This window comes from Natrarchaeobius versutus, from assembly GCF_041205745.1.
In the GTDB taxonomy this organism is placed as follows: domain Archaea; phylum Halobacteriota; class Halobacteria; order Halobacteriales; family Natrialbaceae; genus Natrarchaeobius; species Natrarchaeobius versutus.
Window position 1 is genome coordinate 1 of sequence record NZ_JBGFCC010000001.1, and the last position, 15,392, is coordinate 15,392.

Here is a 15,392-nt window from a genome sequence, read left to right on the forward strand (position 1 = left end):
TCACGGGTCGTTCCTCCCCGTTTGCATTCCCGCGGTTCTCGCTCACTCCGTTCGCTCACGGGTCGTTCCTCCCCGTTTGCATTCCCGCGGTTCTCGCTCACTCCGTTCGCTCACGGGTCGTTCCTCCCCGTTTGCATTCCCGCGGTTCTCGCTCACTCCGTTCGCTCACGGGTCGTTCCTCCCCGTTCGCCGTTCCGCAGTTCTCGCTCACTCCGTTCGCTCACGGGTCGTTCCTCCCCGTTCGCCGTTCCGCAGTTCTCGCTCACTCTGTTCGCTCCGAACCGCGCACGCTCCGAACCGCGCACGCTCCGAACCGCGCACGCTCCGAACCGCGCTTTTCGTCTGGCGATCAGGTGGCATTGACGTTCAGTGGTTACTATAGTTCTATGACATCCTCTAACTGCGAAGTGATTTCTGTTCGATTCGTATTTCTGCAACGCTGGGTCCACTCAGTCGAACCGGCGTGGATCGTCGCTCGAGCCGAGCAGAATTCGATAGACGACGTATCCGATCAGGAGGGCGAATGCGAGCGTCGCCACGGTCTCTGCGAACCAGATGGCGGCGTACAGCGCCCGCGTGAGGATTCTGATGACGACGATACCCCCGAAGATGGCCGCGACGAACGCGAGTCCGCCGAGTGCCGCGCCGATTCGTTCCATAGGGACACCCGTTCGGCCATCGAAATGAATTCACCGCTGTCGTCTGATCACGAGCGACGGAATCGTTTCATACGGATTACTGTAACGATTTACCGGCGCAACCGCCGCCCGGGTCGCGGTTGCGCCGAAAATGACTTACAGTAAACCGTATCAGTCGTTACTCTACTTCCACCGCGGTGCGGGAACGCTTTTTAGGGCCCCGCTCGAACTCCCGGTGATGGAACTCGACGATCATGCCGAGGATCTCGCCTCCGACCTCGGTGTCGACAAAGAGGAGGTCAAATCCGACCTGCAGAACCTAGTGGAGTACAGCGTCCCGATCGACGAGGCGAAAGGCAGTCTGCGCCGGAAGTACGGCGACGGCTCGAGCGGCGGCTCCGCCCCGTCCTCGAAGGAGATCGGGGAGATCACGCCCGAGGACGGCAACGTCACCGTGACGGGGGTCGTCCTGACGGCCGGCGAGCGGTCGATCCGCTACCAGGGCTCCGATCACGTCATCGTCGAGGGGAAACTCGCCGACGAGACGGGCGTCATCGACTACACCGCCTGGGAGGACTTCGGGCTCTCCCCCGGCGACGCGATCACCGCCGGCAACGCCGGCGTCCGCGAGTGGGACGGCGAACCGGAACTCAACCTCGGCGAGAGCACCTCGCTTTCGTTCTCTGAGGAGTCACTCGAGGTCCCCCACGAGATCGGCGGCGACGCGCAACTCGCCGACCTCCAGACGGGCGATCGAGCCGTCACCGTCGAGGTCGCGGTCCTCGAGTGCGAGCGCCGGACGATCGACGGCCGCGACGGCGAAACCGAGATTCTGAGCGGCGTCTTCGGCGACGAGAGCGGCCGGCTTCCGTTCACGAACTGGGATCCCGCCCCCGCGATCGAGGAGGGCGGACCGGTTCGGATCGAGAACGCCTACGTCCAGGAGTTTCGCGGGGTTCCGGAGGTCAACGTCTCCGAATTTTCGACGGTCTCCGAACTCGATCGTGAGATCGACGTTGGCACCGATTCGACCACGATGGATATCGGCGAGGCGGTCCGAACCGGCGGGGTCTACGACGTCTGCGTCGTCGGCAACCTCATCGCGGTCCGGGACGGCTCCGGACTCATCCAGCGCTGTCCCGAGTGCTACCGCGTTATCCAGAAAGGGCAGTGTCGCACCCACGGCGAGGTCGACGGCGTCGACGACCTGCGCGTGAAGGCCATCCTCGACGACGGAACCGGCACCGTCACCGCCGTCCTCGACGACGAACTCACCGAACAGGTCTACGGCGGCACCTTAGAGGACGCCCTGGAGCAGGCCCGCGAGGCGATGGACCAGGAGGTCGTCGCCGACACGATCCGCGAGAACATCGTCGGCCGCGAGTACCGCGTGCGCGGACACCTCTCGGTCGACGAGTACGGCGCGAACCTCGACGCGGAATCCTTCGAGGAGAGCGACGACGATCCCGAAACTCGTGCGAGCGAGTTCGTCTCGGAGATCGGAGCCGCCGTCGACGGCGAGGAGGTGGACGCATGAGCACGAGCGACGACGAGGAGATTCCGGGCCGCGAAATTGCCTACCGGCTGTTCGCGGCGGAGTACGACGACGCGACGCTGTCACATACGGAAAGCGACGAAGAACGAGCGCCGAACTACGTCGTCTCACCGACCGGCGCCCGGCTGAACCGGCTGTTCGTCGTCGGGACGCTCACCGAAGTCACGTCGGTCAACGACGAGATGCTTCGCGCGCGCGTCGTCGATCCGACGGGCGCGTTCGTCGTCTACGCCGGCCAGTACCAGCCCGACGAACTCGCGACCCTCGAGTCCCTCGAGGCGCCGGCGTTCGTCGCCGTCACGGGGAAGGCCCGAACGTTCCAGCCAGACGACTCCGATCAGGTGTACACGTCGATCCGTCCGGAAAGCATCGCGACCGTCGACGCAGATACCCGGGATCGGTGGGTCGTCAGCGCCGCCGAACAGACCGTCGAACGGATCGGCACCTACGCCGGTGCGGCGAAACTCGAGGCAAGCGGGGGCGACCTCGCCGAGGCGTTGCTCGAGGCGGACGTCGAGACTGGACTCGCGGCGGGAATCCCGCTCGCACAGGACCACTACGGAACGACGCCGTCGTATCTCGGCGCGCTCCGGGACTGTGCGATAGAGGCGGTCGAGGTCGTCGCCAACGAGCGCGATCAGGTCTCCGGACTCGACGTCTCTCCAGACGACTCTACCGGCGACGGGACGACGTTCGACTCGGTCGCGGCCTACGCAGGTGTAGACGGTACGGAACTCGAGGCAGAGGCCACGGGCGTGGTCCACTCCAACGCGGCGGAGTCGGCCGATCGGGGAGATGGCGAAGACGTGCTCGAATCGGACTCCGAATCGGCGACGGATTCCGCACCTGAGGCGGAGGCCAACTCGTCGGTCGTCGGCACGGCGACGGCCGGCGGGAGCGCCTCGAATGCCGACCCGTCGGAGGATGTGTCGCCGACCACCGTGGAATCCGGCGTCGATTCCGGCACCGAATCCACTGAAAGCGTTTCGAGCGCCGAATCCGAGTCCGAACACGGCTCCGAACCGTCACTCGAGACGGATTCCGATGCCGACGCGACCCAGACGGACGAACCCGGCGACGACGACAGCCCCGCCGACGACGAGGGCGTCTCCGAGGAGTTCGACGCGGCCGACGGAATGTACGAGATGGACGACGAGGAGCGCGAACGACTCGAGGCCGAGTTCGGCACCGAGTTCACGACCGGAAGCGAGGTCGACGATCCCGGGGAGGCGGAGATCGCCGTCCCTGACGACGCGGAGGTCGAGGACGCCGACGGCGCGGAGCCATCGACGGCCACGGCCGAAGCCGACGCGACCGGCGAATCGGACGATCTCGGTGCGCCGCCACAGTCGAGACTCGAGGAGGATGACGACTCCACCGACGGCACTGCTCTCGACGCTGACGAGGGCGCCGAATCGACCGCCTCGAGCGACGATGCTGAAGCCGACACGGGCGACGACGCTGATGTCGACTCGAGCGACACCGAATCGACCGCCTCGAGCGACGATGGGGTCGCTGACGAGGGAGTCGGGGACGGCGAATCGGGATCGGAACCGAGCAGGGACGACGAGTCCGAAGCCGACGAATCAGAAACCGACGGGTCCGAAACTGACGCACCCACCGAGGACGTCGACCTTCAAGAGCGCGTCGTCGAGACGATGGGGGATCTCGACGACGGTGACGGTGCGGATCGAGCGGCGGTGGTCGAGACGGTCGTAGACGAGACCGGCGTGTCCGCGGACGACGTCGAGGACGCCATACAGGACGCCCTGATGGGCGGTCGGTGTTACGAACCGGACGACGGAACGTTGAAGCCGATATAGTAGCGGAATGGACGCCGACCGACCCACCTCGAATACGCGCGTCGACCCCATCCCCGGCGAACCGGCCGCGACCGCGACCGTCGGGGACGAGCGGGTGCTCCTCGTCGCCGACTACCACGCCGGTTACGAGGACGCGCTCCGACACGAACGCGGGGTCGACGTCCCCGGACGCGCCCCGGATCGTCGAGCGCGGATGCTCGCACTCGTCGACCGCGTCGATCCCGAGCGGCTCGTCGTTCTCGGTGATCTGATGCACTCGATCGGGGACCCCGGCGGCGCCGAACGTGGCGAACTCGAGGTGTTGTTCGACTCCTTCCCAGGGGGCCTCGACGTGACGATCGTCAAGGGAAATCACGATGGCCTGATCGAAACCTGGCTCGGTGACGACGCGTCGACCGATATCGGCGGCGGCGATCCAGCGGGTAGTGGCTCCAGACCGCCGGCCGACGACGTGGATGTGCCGACGGATGGTGGGAGCGTAACCGTCGTCCCCGGAAACGGCGTTCGACTCGAGGGTCTCGGCGTCTGCCACGGCCACACCTGGCCAGCGCCGGACGTTCTCGAGGGCGACGTGCTCTGTCTCGGACACGAACACCCCTGTGTCAGACTCGAAGACGAGATCGGGGGGAGCCGGGTGGAACGAGTGTGGCTCCGCGGCCGGATCGATCCGGGTCCGTTCCGGGACCGACCCGAGTACGACGACGTCTCCTGGCTTCCGGACGGCGCTGGACCGAACCTCGTCGTCGTCCCGGCATTCAACGAACTCGTCGGTGGAACCTGGGTGAACGCTCCGAATCAGTCGTTTCTCTCGCCGTTTCTTCCCGACGGACTCACAGACGGTGAAGCGTACCTGCTCGACGGTACCCGTCTCGGCGCGTACGGTACCGTTTAACTTCGTCGTCGGCGACACCGGCTCGTTCGATAATCGTTCGGGTGCGACTCCATGGACTCCGTTCGATGCGAGCGCGTGAAAGCCCAATCGCTACCAAACCGTGGCGAGACCGCACACGTACGACGACTACGACCGATAGTGGGCCACTGCAGGTCTTGCACACCTGATCGTCAGACAGTTCGGCGATCAGGTGTAAATCGTTGCAGTTGTTACTATAGCGGTGGTCCCGCGTCGGCGACGAAGAGTGGGGCTCGAGCAGCCATCCACGGCGTGAGATCACGTGTTCGATAGCGGTCCGGACAACCGATGACGGGTTTGAAACGTCTCCATTTTCGAAACACGCGACGTAGTCGACGGATCTGTCGTGAACTATTTCAACTCGCGGTGTAACACTCGCACGTATGAGTACAGGGCACGGAAGGGGGCGCCTTTCGAACGTAACGCCACAGGAGGTCGTGGGTGGGCTCCTGTTGGCGGGTATCGGGATACTCATTCTCGATCTCGTTCGCTTGGTCGTGACCGGAGAGCTCCCCCTCAGTAGACTGTGGTCGTATACGTGGAACGGAATCGTCGACTCACTGTACATCGGACTCGCCGCGATCGGCCTCTCGATGACGTACAGCATTCTCCGATTTGCGAACTTCTCACACGGTGACCTCGTGACGACCGGGGCGTTCTCCGGGTGGACGGTCGCTTATCTCATCGGGGGCCTCGGCATCGCGGATCTAAGCAGTCGACTGTTGCTCCGCGCCGATGGTGGCGCACAGCCCGGAAGCGTCGGTATGGACGTCCTGTCGGCGCCGATCGCGATTCTCGTCGGGCTCGTCATTGCCGCACTCGTCACGATTTTCGTCGCACTCGCCATCGATCGACTCGTGTACAGACGACTTCGCGACGCGGGAGGCATTCCACTGTTAATCGCAAGCGTCGGGGTGGCACTGGCACTTCGGTATCTTATCGCGTTCGTCTACACGACCGACACGCGGATCGTGGTCGCCTCGCCGCCACAACCCGAACTGCCGGCGGCGATCCAGTCGGTCGTTCCGATGGAGACGATCAACCTCCACGAGGCGACGCTCGTTTTCTCCGCACTCGCGTTGATCATCGGCGTTCACCTCCTGTTACAGTACACGAAACTCGGGAAATCGATGCGCGCCATGTCCGACAACAAGGATCTCGCGCTGATTACCGGGATCCCGACCGAACGCGTCATCTTTGCAACCTGGGTGATCGGCTCCGGACTCGCCGGGGTCGCGGGCTACCTTATCGTCCTCGACCGCGGCCAGATTACGATCAATCTCGGCTGGTTCCTGCTGTTGTTGATCTTCGCCGCGGTGATCTTAGGCGGGATCGGATCCATCTACGGTGCACTCGCCGGCTCGCTCGTGATCGGGCTCACGATCAACCTGTCGCTCGTCTGGATCCCCTCCGACCTGAACGAAATCGCCGCGTTCACACTCATGATTCTGGTACTGATATTCAGACCTGACGGCCTGTTCAGTGGGGTGGAAACAGCATGAGCGACGCATCCGACGTGATCGACTCGGTTCGAGCGAAGATCACTGACAACGATCTCCCACAGTGGGCGACGGATCTCCTGTTGATCGCCGGACTCGTCGTAGCGACGTTCGCCGGATTTGCTATCGTCGGCCTGTTCACCGGCGTTGGGCTCAACGAGACCGTCGGCTTCATGCGCCTGGTCACGTTCTTCGCGGCCGTCTACGCCCTCGTCGTCCTCGCGTTGAACCTCCACTGGGGCTATACGGGAATGTTCAACATCGGCGTCGCCGGTTTCATGGCCGTCGGCGTCTACACGATGGCGATTCTCACCGCGTCACCGGATGGCTCACCCGCAGGGCTCGGATTACCGATCCCAATCGGAGTTATTGGCGGCATGATCGCCGCTGGGCTCGTCGGGCTCGTCGTCTCGCTTCCTGCGCTCAGAGTTCGTGCGGACTACTTCGCGATCGTCACGCTCGGGTTCTCTGAAATCATCCGACTCGCGTTACTCTCCGGATCGCTTCGTTCCGTCGAGATCGGCGGAACGGAGTACGGAACCGGCGGCGGGAGCGGAATCAGCTACACGCCGGTCGACAGCGTGATCCCGTGGTTGCTGGATCGGCCGGTGTTCGGAACCATTGGCGGCGTATTGTTCGACGTCGGCGAAGCCGTCGGCATCCAGTCGTCGATCATCCAGAGCGGACTCTACACCGGCGTGTTGATCGTCTTCGTCGTCGCATTCTATCTCTTTCTCACCCGAATCGCCTACTCGCCGTTCGGTCGCGTGCTGAAGGCGATCCGCGAGGACGAACTCGCCACCCGATCGCTCGGGAAAAACACCGACCGGATGAAGATCACCGTCTTCGTCGTCGGCTGTATGCTGATGGGGCTCGCTGGGATCCTCTGGATGGGCAGTCAGAGCCGCGTCAACCCGGACAGCTTCATGCCGATCGTGACGTTCTACATCTTCGTCGCGCTCATCATTGGCGGTTCGGGATCGAACACCGGAAGCATCATCGGCGCGTTCGCGTTCGCGGCCTTCCTCTGGCAAGGACCGCGATTCATCAGGAGCATCGTCCGCGCGAACGTCGACGCTCGCAGTCCACAGACGATCTACGACGCGGTCCTCGAGCTAGCTACAGGAGATCCGATTCCGATGCTCGGCTACGTTATCGGGACCCTCGACGAACTCCGGTTCGTCCTCGTCGGCGTCGTCCTCATCGTCCTTATGATCTGGAAGCCGGACGGCCTGCTCGGTCACCGGAAGGAACTCGCCGCGGCGACTGACATCTCGCGACGTCCGACCGCGACCGACGGGGGTGAGACCGATGAATGACGCAGAGACGAGCGTCGAGTCCGACGCCGCCGTCGATAGCTCGACGACCGCTGCATCAGCCGAGGAGGTCACGGAAGCCGCCGGTCGACGGACGGTCGACGAACCGATCCTCCAGGTAGAAGACCTCGTCAAACGGTTCGGCGGGATCACCGCCGTCGACGGCGCGACCTTTCAGGTCGAACGCGGAAGTATCACCGGCCTCATCGGACCGAACGGTGCCGGCAAGTCGACGACGTTCAACTGCATCACGGGCGTCTACACCCCAAACGAGGGATCCGTCATCTTCGAAGGGACGGACATCACCGGCCGGGACCCACATCAGGTCGCGAATCAGGGCCTCGTTCGAACGTTCCAGATCGCCCGTGAACTCCCCGAGATGACCGTCTTAGAGAACATGATGCTCGCGCCGAAAAACCAACTCGGCGAGTCGTTGTGGCGATCGGTCACGCCGATCGCTCGACGTGACGTCGTCGAACAGGAAGAGGAACTGCGCGAACGCGCCTGGGAGATGCTCGAGTTCTTCGAGATCGACCACCTGGCCGGCGAGTACGCCGGCAATCTCTCCGGCGGACAGCGGAAACTCCTCGAGATGGCACGGGCACTGTTGACCGAACCGGAGATGCTTCTGCTGGACGAGCCGATGGCCGGCGTCAACCCCTCACTCGAGAAGAAACTCCTCTCTCACATCCACGAACTCCAGGATCAGGGGTACACGTTCCTGCTGGTCGAGCACGATATGGACGTCATTATGAACCACTGCGAACACGTCATCGTCATGCACCAGGGTGCCGTTCTCGCCGAGGGCGAAGCGGCGGAGATCAAAGCCAACGAGGAAGTGATCGAGGCCTACCTCGGAGGTGAGGTCTGATGTCCTTGCTCGAGGTGTCGGAGCTCGACGCCGGTTACGGCGACCTCCAGATTCTCGAGGGTGTAAATCTCGACGTCGACGACGGCGAGTACGTCACGATCGTCGGCCCGAACGGGGCCGGCAAGTCGACCGTGATGAAGTCGATCTTCGGGCTGACGGAGTACATGGGCGGCTCGATCGTCTTCGGCGACAGCGAAATTCACGGCTATCGCCCCGAGGACATCATCCAGACCGGCGTCGGCTACGTCCCCCAAAACGACAACGTCTTCCCGTCGCTTTCGGTCATCGAGAACCTCGAGATGGGCGCGTACATCTTAGACGAGGTTCCCGAGGATCGCCTCGAGAACATCTTCGAGCGGTTTCCCATCCTACGGGAGCGAAGCGACCAGAAGGCGGGGACTATGAGCGGCGGCCAACAGCAGATGCTCGCGATGGGCCGGGCGCTCATGCTCGAGCCGGATTTGTTGATGCTCGACGAGCCGAGTGCCGGCCTCGCGCCGGATCTGGTCGAGGACATGTTCGATCGGATCGACGAGATCAACGACGACGGTACCGCGGTCTTGCTCGTCGAACAGAACGCCAAGGAGGCCCTGCGCCGGTGTGACCGTGGATACGTTCTCGTTCAGGGCCAGAACCGCTACGAGGACAGCGGCGACGCGTTGCTCGCCGACGAACAGGTTCGACAGGACTTCCTCGGCGGGTAGACGTTCTCGCTCAGGACCGAATCGATTTCTTCGAACGGATCCGTCATTTCGTAGTGACTCGAGAGTCACCGTCTCGAAATCCAACCCACGGCGTCGCGGCCCCTCGACCGACGTCGATTCCAAACGAAATCAGTTTTTAGTTTTAACATTCCGTCATATCGGTTGTGAAACGACCGTACGGAAACGAGATCGAACCGACCATCCGATAGCGTCGGCTCGAGAGCGGTTCGAACCGGCGAAAAATTGTCGGAGTAGTCGCGTTAGGACTCGAACTCGATCGTGTCGGTGATATGGTAGCCGTCCTCGTCGAACTCGAAGAGGTCGTACGTGACAGCTTCCATGTCGCCGTTGTCGTCGAAGTTGGTGACGCTCGAGGCGCCCTGGTACTGGATCTCCTCGCCGTTTGCGGCCATGTCGAGGCCGTCGGCCAAGTTGCTCGGACCGATCTCCTCGCCATCGGGGTTTGCAACCTCGCGGATCTCCGCGCTGACGGCGGGACCGGAGAGGTCGTCGGCTCGAAGCTGTGCGAGTATGTGGATGGCGGTCGCGTCGTAGGCCTGACCGGTGAACACGCCCGGGCTGTCGCCGTACTCGTCTTCGTACATCTCGTTGAACGTCTCGGCTTCCGGACCGCGAGCGGACGGCGCAGTCCCGATTACGTTCGACATCGGGTTGTCGACGTTGCCCGGTAGGGCGTGGTCCTGGAGTCCGTCAGGGACCATAATCGTGTGATCGTTGTCGAAGTTGATGTAGTAATCTCGGAAGATCTGCTCGCCGCTGTCGGGGTAGCCGATGACGACCATCAGGTCGGGATCGTCCGCGAGCGCGCTCTGGAGTTCGGAGTCGTACGACGGCTGTTCGGGCTCGAACGCGACTTCCTCTAAGACCTCCCCACCGAGGTCCTCGAAGCTGTCGACGATCGTATCCTGGAGACCCTGACCGTAGTCGTTGTTCAGGAAGAACGTCGACATCGTCTCGGCACCCTCTTGCTCGTAGGCAATCTCGGCCATCGCATCACCCTGCCAGGCGTCACTCGGCGCGGTCCGAAGGAGGTAATCGCCGTCCATGCCGGTGATGTCCGGCGACGTACTCGCCGGCGAGATGCCGACGACCTCGTTCGGGAAGAAGATGTCCTCCGCGACGGCGATCGTCACGGCCGACGATGCGGCGCCGGTGACCGACGGGTAACCGGCATCGGCGAGTGCCTGCGCACCACTGATACCTGCCTGTGGGTCGGTCTCCGTGTCCTCTTCGCGGATGTCGATCTCGTAGGCGACGCCCTCGTCTTCTAGTTGACTACCAGGAAGGATCGCGGCGTCCCGGATCGGGGCACCGAGACTACCGAGGTCGCCGGTCACGGGGAGCAACGTCCCGACCATCACGTCGGCGTCGTCGCTACCGCCGTTACCACCGTTGCCGCCGTTACCGTTGCCGCCGTTACCGTTGCCGCCGTTACCGTTGCCGTTGCCGTCGAGACAGCCGGCAAGCGCAATTCCGGTACCGGCACCGATACCACCAAGCACCCTTCGTCTGCTGACATTCCGTGCCATGTGCAGGCTAGTGGTGAGTGTAAATATATAGTGTTTGTGTGAGCAAGCGGAACCAAAACTTACCGATACCGAGAACGGCTGCCGTTTCAGTTTCGAATTGCAGAACGTTTTTCATTTGCCTCGTCGTTTCTTCCCCCGATGAACGACGTTGGGAGAGGGCACTCATGACGATGGAAGACCGCATCGACGAGCTCGAGGAACTCCGCGAGGAGGCACGGTTAGGCGGGGGCGAAGAGCGGATCGAAAAGCAACACGAGAAAGGAAAGATGACCGCCCGCGAGCGCATCGAGTACTTTCTCGACGAGGGAACGTTTACGGAGTTCGATCAGCTTCGAACCCATCAGACCAGCCAGTTCGGGATGGAAGAGAAGAAGATTCCGGGCGACGGCGTCGTCACCGGCTACGGCGAGGTCGACGGGCGAACGGTGTTCGTCTTCGCCCACGACTTTACGGTCTTCGGCGGCTCGCTCGGCGAGGTCTTCGCCGAAAAGATCTGTAAGGTGATGGATACGGCGATGGAAGTCGGCGCGCCGATCGTCGGACTCAACGATTCGGCGGGTGCACGCATTCAGGAGGGCGTCAAGAGCCTCGCCGGCTTCACCGAAATCTTCCGCCGGAACCAGGAAGCAAGCGGCGTCGTCCCCCAGATTTCGGCCATCATGGGGCCGTGTGCGGGCGGTGCCGTCTACTCCCCCTCCATCACCGACTTCATCTTCATGGTCAAGGAGACGAGCCACATGTACATCACGGGGCCCGGCGTCACCAAGACCGTCACCGGCGAGGAAGTCACCCACGAGGAACTCGGCGGTGCGATGACCCACGCCAACAGGACCGGCGTGGCGCAGTTCGCCTGTGAAAGCGAAGAGCAAGCGCTCGACGACATCAAACGCCTCCTCTCGTATCTTCCACAGAACAACGTCGAGGACCCGCCTCGAGTCGACCCCTGGGACGACCCCGACCGTCGCGACGAGAAACTCAACGACATCGTCCCGCCGAGTCCGCAGAAACCCTACGACATGGTCGACGTCGTCGATAGCGTTGCCGACGAGGGATCGTTCTTCGAAGTCGCCGACAACTTCGCGAACGAACTGGTCGTCGGCTTCGCCCGCCTCGACGGCCGATCCGTCGGCATCGTCGCCAACCAGCCCCGCGTCAACGCCGGCACCCTGACGGTGGACTCCTCGATGAAGGGCTCGCGTTTCGTCCGTTTCTGTGATTCGTTCAATATCCCGATCGTCACGTTCGTCGACGTCCCCGGTTACATGCCCGGGACCGATCAGGAACACCGTGGCATCATCCGCCACGGGGCGAAACTGCTCTACGCCTACGCCGAGGCGACCGTTCCGCTCTTGACGGTCATCACCCGGAAAGCCTACGGCGGCGCCTACTGCGTGATGGCATCCAAGAACCTCGGTGCGGACGTCAACTACGCGTGGCCGACCGCCGAAATCGCCGTCATGGGACCACAGGGCGCGGTCAACATCCTCTATCGGGACGAACTCGCCGAAGCCGAAAACCCCGACGAACTCCGGGACGAACTCATCGAGGAGTACCGCGAGGAGTTCGCCAACCCCTACACCGCCACCGACAAAGGCTTCCTCGACGACGTCATCGTCCCCACCGAGACCCGCCCGCGCCTGATCGACGACCTCGAGATGCTCGAGACGAAACGCGAATCGAACCCGGACAAGAAACACGGCAACATCCCACTGTAATGACGACCCAGCAACGGTCCGAAGCCGAACGCGACGGTAACGTGGACGGCGACGAGGCACCGAATTCGGAACCGATCAAGTTCGAGTCGCCGATCGGGGCTGACGGCACACAGCTCTCACTCGAGATTCCGGACGACGCGGACGAGGCGGAGGCGGCCGCGATCGCCGCCGCCGTCGGTGCACACCTCCACGATCACGCGCTGGCAGTCGCCGCGGCGGCCGCGGCGGGCGAAGAGACGTGGGACGGGAAGCGGTGGTCGTTCGCCGGCCGAATCCGCGCCCAGCAACAGCGGTCGGTCCGCGTTCCCCGTGAGTCGCCGACTGATCCGTGGACCGCCGCAGGCCGAACTGACCGGTTCTGATACGGTCTGCTGTACCGACGTCCCGCTGGGACCTCGCCCAGGTCCCGATCCGACGGACCCGCCTTCCAGTAGATCGTCTGAAGGGACCACCTCCGACACGAGGCCGAGCCCGGTCTCGGCGGAACGTGTTGTCCGTATTATAATCGAGTTGCGAAAAAGTAAGGTAGGCGCCCCGTGACGGTTTTGAAAGGGATGTTCAGGAAGGTTCTCGTCGCGAATCGCGGTGAAATCGCAGTCAGAGTGATGCGAGCGTGCGAAGAACTCAACGTGGGGACCGTCGCGGTCTACTCCGAGGCGGATAAAAACGGCGGGCACGTCCGCTATGCGGACGAGGCCTACAACGTCGGCCCGGCTCGTGCCGCCGACTCCTACCTCGACCACGAAGCCGTCATCGAGGCCGCCTGCAAGGCCGACGCGGACGCCATCCACCCCGGCTACGGCTTTCTCGCCGAGAACGCCGAGTTCGCCGCCAAAGTCGAGGAGACCGACGGAATCACGTGGATCGGCCCCTCGAGCGACGCGATGGAGTCACTGGGAGAAAAGACCAAGGCGCGATCGATCATGGACGAGGCGGACGTTCCGATCGTCCCCGGCACGACGGAGCCGGTCACCGACTCCGAGGAGGTCGAAGCATTCGGCGAGGAGTACGGCTACCCGATCGCGATCAAAGCGGAAGGCGGTGGCGGCGGACGCGGAATGAAGGTCGTCCGCTCGGAGAACGAAGTCGAAGACCAACTCGAGAGCGCGAAACGCGAGGGCGAGGCGTACTTCGACAACGACTCCGTCTACCTCGAGCGCTACCTCGAGAACCCGCGTCACATCGAGGTCCAGATTCTCGCCGACGAACACGGCAACGTCCGCCACCTCGGTGAGCGTGACTGCTCGCTCCAGCGCCGCCACCAGAAGGTGATCGAAGAGGGCCCCTCTGCGGCGTTGACGGACGAACTCAGAGAACGCATCGGGGAAGCCGCACGGCGCGGGGTCGCCGCGGCTGACTACACGAACGCGGGAACCGTCGAGTTCCTCGTCGAAGAAGACCCCAGCCGAGGCCCCGACGAACCGCTGGGTCCCGACACGAACTTCTACTTCCTCGAGGTCAACACTCGGATTCAGGTCGAACACACCGTCACGGAAGAGATCACGGGCCTCGACATCGTCAAACGCCAGATTCGGATCGCCGCCGGCGAGGAAGTCGACTTCGACCAGGCGGACGTCACGTTCGACGGCCACGCCATCGAGTTCCGGATCAACGCCGAGAACGCCGCCGAGGACTTCGCCCCGGCGACCGGGGGCTCCCTCGAGACGTACGACCCGCCGGGCGGAATCGGCGTCCGCCTCGACGACGCGCTTCGCCAGGGTGACGAACTCGTCACCGACTACGATTCGATGATCGCGAAACTGATCGTCTGGGGAGAGGATCGCGAGGAGTGTCTCGAGCGGTCGCTTCGTGCGCTCCGCGAGTACGAGATCGAGGGCATCCCGACGATCATCCCGTTCCACCGGCTCATGCTCACCGACGAGCGGTTCGTCGACAGTACGCACACGACGAAGTACTTAGACGAGGAACTCGACGAGAGTCGGATCGCCGACGCCCAAGAGCAGTGGGGAACCGACACCGAATCCGTCGGCGATGACGACGAAGAAACGGTCGAACGGGAGTTCACGGTCGAGGTCAACGGCAAACGATTCGAGGTCGAACTCGAGGAACGCGGCGCACCCGCGATTCCGGCCGGCGACGTCGACGCCGGCGGTTCGGCCGGTCCACCACAGCCCGCCGGGGGGAGCCAGGACGACTCGGGAGCGGACCTCGCGGGCGAGGGGGAGACGGTCGACGCCGAGATGCAGGGAACGATTCTCGACGTCGACGTCGAGGAAGGCGACGAGGTCGCCGCCGGCGACGTACTCGTCGTGCTCGAGGCGATGAAGATGGAAAACGACATCGTCGCCTCCACGGGCGGAACCGTCACGCAGATCGCCGTCGCGGAGGGTGACAGCGTCGATATGGGCGATACGCTCGTCGTCCTCGAGTGAGAGGAACCGGTCGGATCGAATGGGTTGAACCCAACCGAGATCGCGTGAGACAAACCGGTCGGATCGAGTGGGGTGAACTCGATCGAGATCGCGTGAGACGAACCGGTTCGGGAAAACGACGACATTGGCTCGCTCGAAGAGACGAATTGCACGCGGAATCGACGTTCGTCCCGGGTCACGCGACACCCCACCATGGACGCCCGACACCGGGAACGTCTAGCCGTTTCCGTCGTCCGCGTGCTCGATCGAGTCCGCAGACGATCGATCACGCCCGACACGTGTACGAGTCTCTTCCGACGGTCGTTCGTCGGTCAGTCACGAATCGTCTGCGGCCGCTTCCGTTTTACCGCCGGCGAACGGGAACGATACGTGAGCGAGAGGAGTGACCGAGAACCGCGAATAGTCCGATCGGCGTCTC

General features: G+C 63.4%; 12 protein-coding genes. 10 read left to right on the forward strand and 2 right to left on the reverse strand.

The window, feature by feature from the left end:
• Positions 1 to 449: 449 nt before the first annotated feature.
• Complete coding sequence (locus AB7C87_RS00005; protein ID WP_160045753.1) at positions 450 to 659, reverse strand: hypothetical protein; 210 nt, start codon at positions 657 to 659, stop codon at positions 450 to 452.
• Positions 660 to 876: 217 nt separating this feature from the next.
• Here AB7C87_RS00005 and AB7C87_RS00010 point away from each other — a divergent pair, with 217 nt between their 5' ends.
• From AB7C87_RS00010 to AB7C87_RS00040, 7 genes are all read left to right on the forward strand, one after another.
• Positions 877 to 2,175, forward strand: a complete 1,299-nt coding sequence (locus AB7C87_RS00010) for a Single-stranded DNA binding protein (RefSeq protein WP_369727323.1) — start codon at positions 877 to 879, stop codon at positions 2,173 to 2,175.
• The gene (locus AB7C87_RS00015) at positions 2,172 to 4,016 is read left to right on the forward strand and encodes a hypothetical protein (protein ID WP_369727325.1); all 1,845 of its coding nucleotides are present in this window, start codon (positions 2,172 to 2,174) and stop codon (positions 4,014 to 4,016) included. The genes AB7C87_RS00010 and AB7C87_RS00015 overlap by 4 nt, the downstream gene beginning before the upstream one ends.
• A 7-nt stretch (positions 4,017 to 4,023) precedes the next feature.
• Entirely contained in the window at positions 4,024 to 4,908 is an 885-nt protein-coding gene (locus tag AB7C87_RS00020) for a metallophosphoesterase (protein WP_369727326.1), read from the forward strand.
• Positions 4,909 to 5,309: 401 nt separating this feature from the next.
• Entirely contained in the window at positions 5,310 to 6,428 is a 1,119-nt protein-coding gene (locus AB7C87_RS00025; protein ID WP_369727327.1) for a branched-chain amino acid ABC transporter permease, read from the forward strand.
• Positions 6,425 to 7,744, forward strand: coding sequence for a branched-chain amino acid ABC transporter permease (locus AB7C87_RS00030; RefSeq protein WP_369727329.1), 1,320 nt, complete (start codon positions 6,425 to 6,427; stop codon positions 7,742 to 7,744). The genes AB7C87_RS00025 and AB7C87_RS00030 overlap by 4 nt, the downstream gene beginning before the upstream one ends.
• Positions 7,737 to 8,612, forward strand: coding sequence for an ABC transporter ATP-binding protein (locus AB7C87_RS00035; protein ID WP_369727330.1), 876 nt, complete (start codon positions 7,737 to 7,739; stop codon positions 8,610 to 8,612). Before AB7C87_RS00030 ends, AB7C87_RS00035 begins: the two co-directional genes overlap by 8 nt.
• On the forward strand, positions 8,612 to 9,316 hold the full coding sequence (locus tag AB7C87_RS00040; protein WP_369727331.1) for an ABC transporter ATP-binding protein: 705 nt from the start codon (positions 8,612 to 8,614) through the stop codon (positions 9,314 to 9,316). The genes AB7C87_RS00035 and AB7C87_RS00040 overlap by 1 nt, the downstream gene beginning before the upstream one ends.
• A 260-nt stretch (positions 9,317 to 9,576) precedes the next feature.
• On the opposite strand, the gene AB7C87_RS00045 is transcribed toward AB7C87_RS00040, so the two are convergent.
• Complete coding sequence (locus AB7C87_RS00045; RefSeq protein ID WP_369727332.1) at positions 9,577 to 10,866, reverse strand: ABC transporter substrate-binding protein; 1,290 nt, start codon at positions 10,864 to 10,866, stop codon at positions 9,577 to 9,579.
• Between the two features lie 170 nt (positions 10,867 to 11,036).
• Between AB7C87_RS00045 and AB7C87_RS00050 the strand changes: the two genes are divergently transcribed.
• The 3 genes from AB7C87_RS00050 (at position 11,037) to AB7C87_RS00060 (ending at position 14,974) form a co-directional block, all read left to right on the forward strand.
• The gene (locus tag AB7C87_RS00050; RefSeq protein WP_369728361.1) at positions 11,037 to 12,581 is read left to right on the forward strand and encodes an acyl-CoA carboxylase subunit beta; all 1,545 of its coding nucleotides are present in this window, start codon (positions 11,037 to 11,039) and stop codon (positions 12,579 to 12,581) included.
• Entirely contained in the window at positions 12,581 to 12,943 is a 363-nt protein-coding gene (locus AB7C87_RS00055; RefSeq protein WP_369727333.1) for a DUF8022 family protein, read from the forward strand. Before AB7C87_RS00050 ends, AB7C87_RS00055 begins: the two co-directional genes overlap by 1 nt.
• A 192-nt stretch (positions 12,944 to 13,135) precedes the next feature.
• Positions 13,136 to 14,974 carry an acetyl-CoA carboxylase biotin carboxylase subunit gene (locus tag AB7C87_RS00060; protein WP_369728362.1) on the forward strand — a complete coding sequence of 613 codons (1,839 nt, stop codon included), beginning with the start codon at positions 13,136 to 13,138 and terminating at the stop codon, positions 14,972 to 14,974.
• Positions 14,975 to 15,392 lie beyond the last annotated feature (418 nt).

What these genes read in the sequence shown, in the direction of transcription:
- AB7C87_RS00005 (WP_160045753.1), bottom strand. Translation starts at nt 659, where the DNA reads ATGGAACGAATCGGCGCGGCACTCGGCGGACTCGCGTTCGTCGCGGCC.
- AB7C87_RS00010 (WP_369727323.1), top strand. Translation starts at nt 877, where the DNA reads ATGGAACTCGACGATCATGCCGAGGATCTCGCCTCCGACCTCGGTGTC.
- AB7C87_RS00015 (WP_369727325.1), top strand. Translation starts at nt 2,172, where the DNA reads ATGAGCACGAGCGACGACGAGGAGATTCCGGGCCGCGAAATTGCCTAC.
- AB7C87_RS00020 (WP_369727326.1), top strand. Translation starts at nt 4,024, where the DNA reads ATGGACGCCGACCGACCCACCTCGAATACGCGCGTCGACCCCATCCCC.
- AB7C87_RS00025 (WP_369727327.1), top strand. Translation starts at nt 5,310, where the DNA reads ATGAGTACAGGGCACGGAAGGGGGCGCCTTTCGAACGTAACGCCACAG.
- AB7C87_RS00030 (WP_369727329.1), top strand. Translation starts at nt 6,425, where the DNA reads ATGAGCGACGCATCCGACGTGATCGACTCGGTTCGAGCGAAGATCACT.
- AB7C87_RS00035 (WP_369727330.1), top strand. Translation starts at nt 7,737, where the DNA reads ATGAATGACGCAGAGACGAGCGTCGAGTCCGACGCCGCCGTCGATAGC.
- AB7C87_RS00040 (WP_369727331.1), top strand. Translation starts at nt 8,612, where the DNA reads ATGTCCTTGCTCGAGGTGTCGGAGCTCGACGCCGGTTACGGCGACCTC.
- AB7C87_RS00045 (WP_369727332.1), bottom strand. Translation starts at nt 10,866, where the DNA reads ATGGCACGGAATGTCAGCAGACGAAGGGTGCTTGGTGGTATCGGTGCC.
- AB7C87_RS00050 (WP_369728361.1), top strand. Translation starts at nt 11,037, where the DNA reads ATGGAAGACCGCATCGACGAGCTCGAGGAACTCCGCGAGGAGGCACGG.
- AB7C87_RS00055 (WP_369727333.1), top strand. Translation starts at nt 12,581, where the DNA reads ATGACGACCCAGCAACGGTCCGAAGCCGAACGCGACGGTAACGTGGAC.
- AB7C87_RS00060 (WP_369728362.1), top strand. Translation starts at nt 13,136, where the DNA reads ATGTTCAGGAAGGTTCTCGTCGCGAATCGCGGTGAAATCGCAGTCAGA.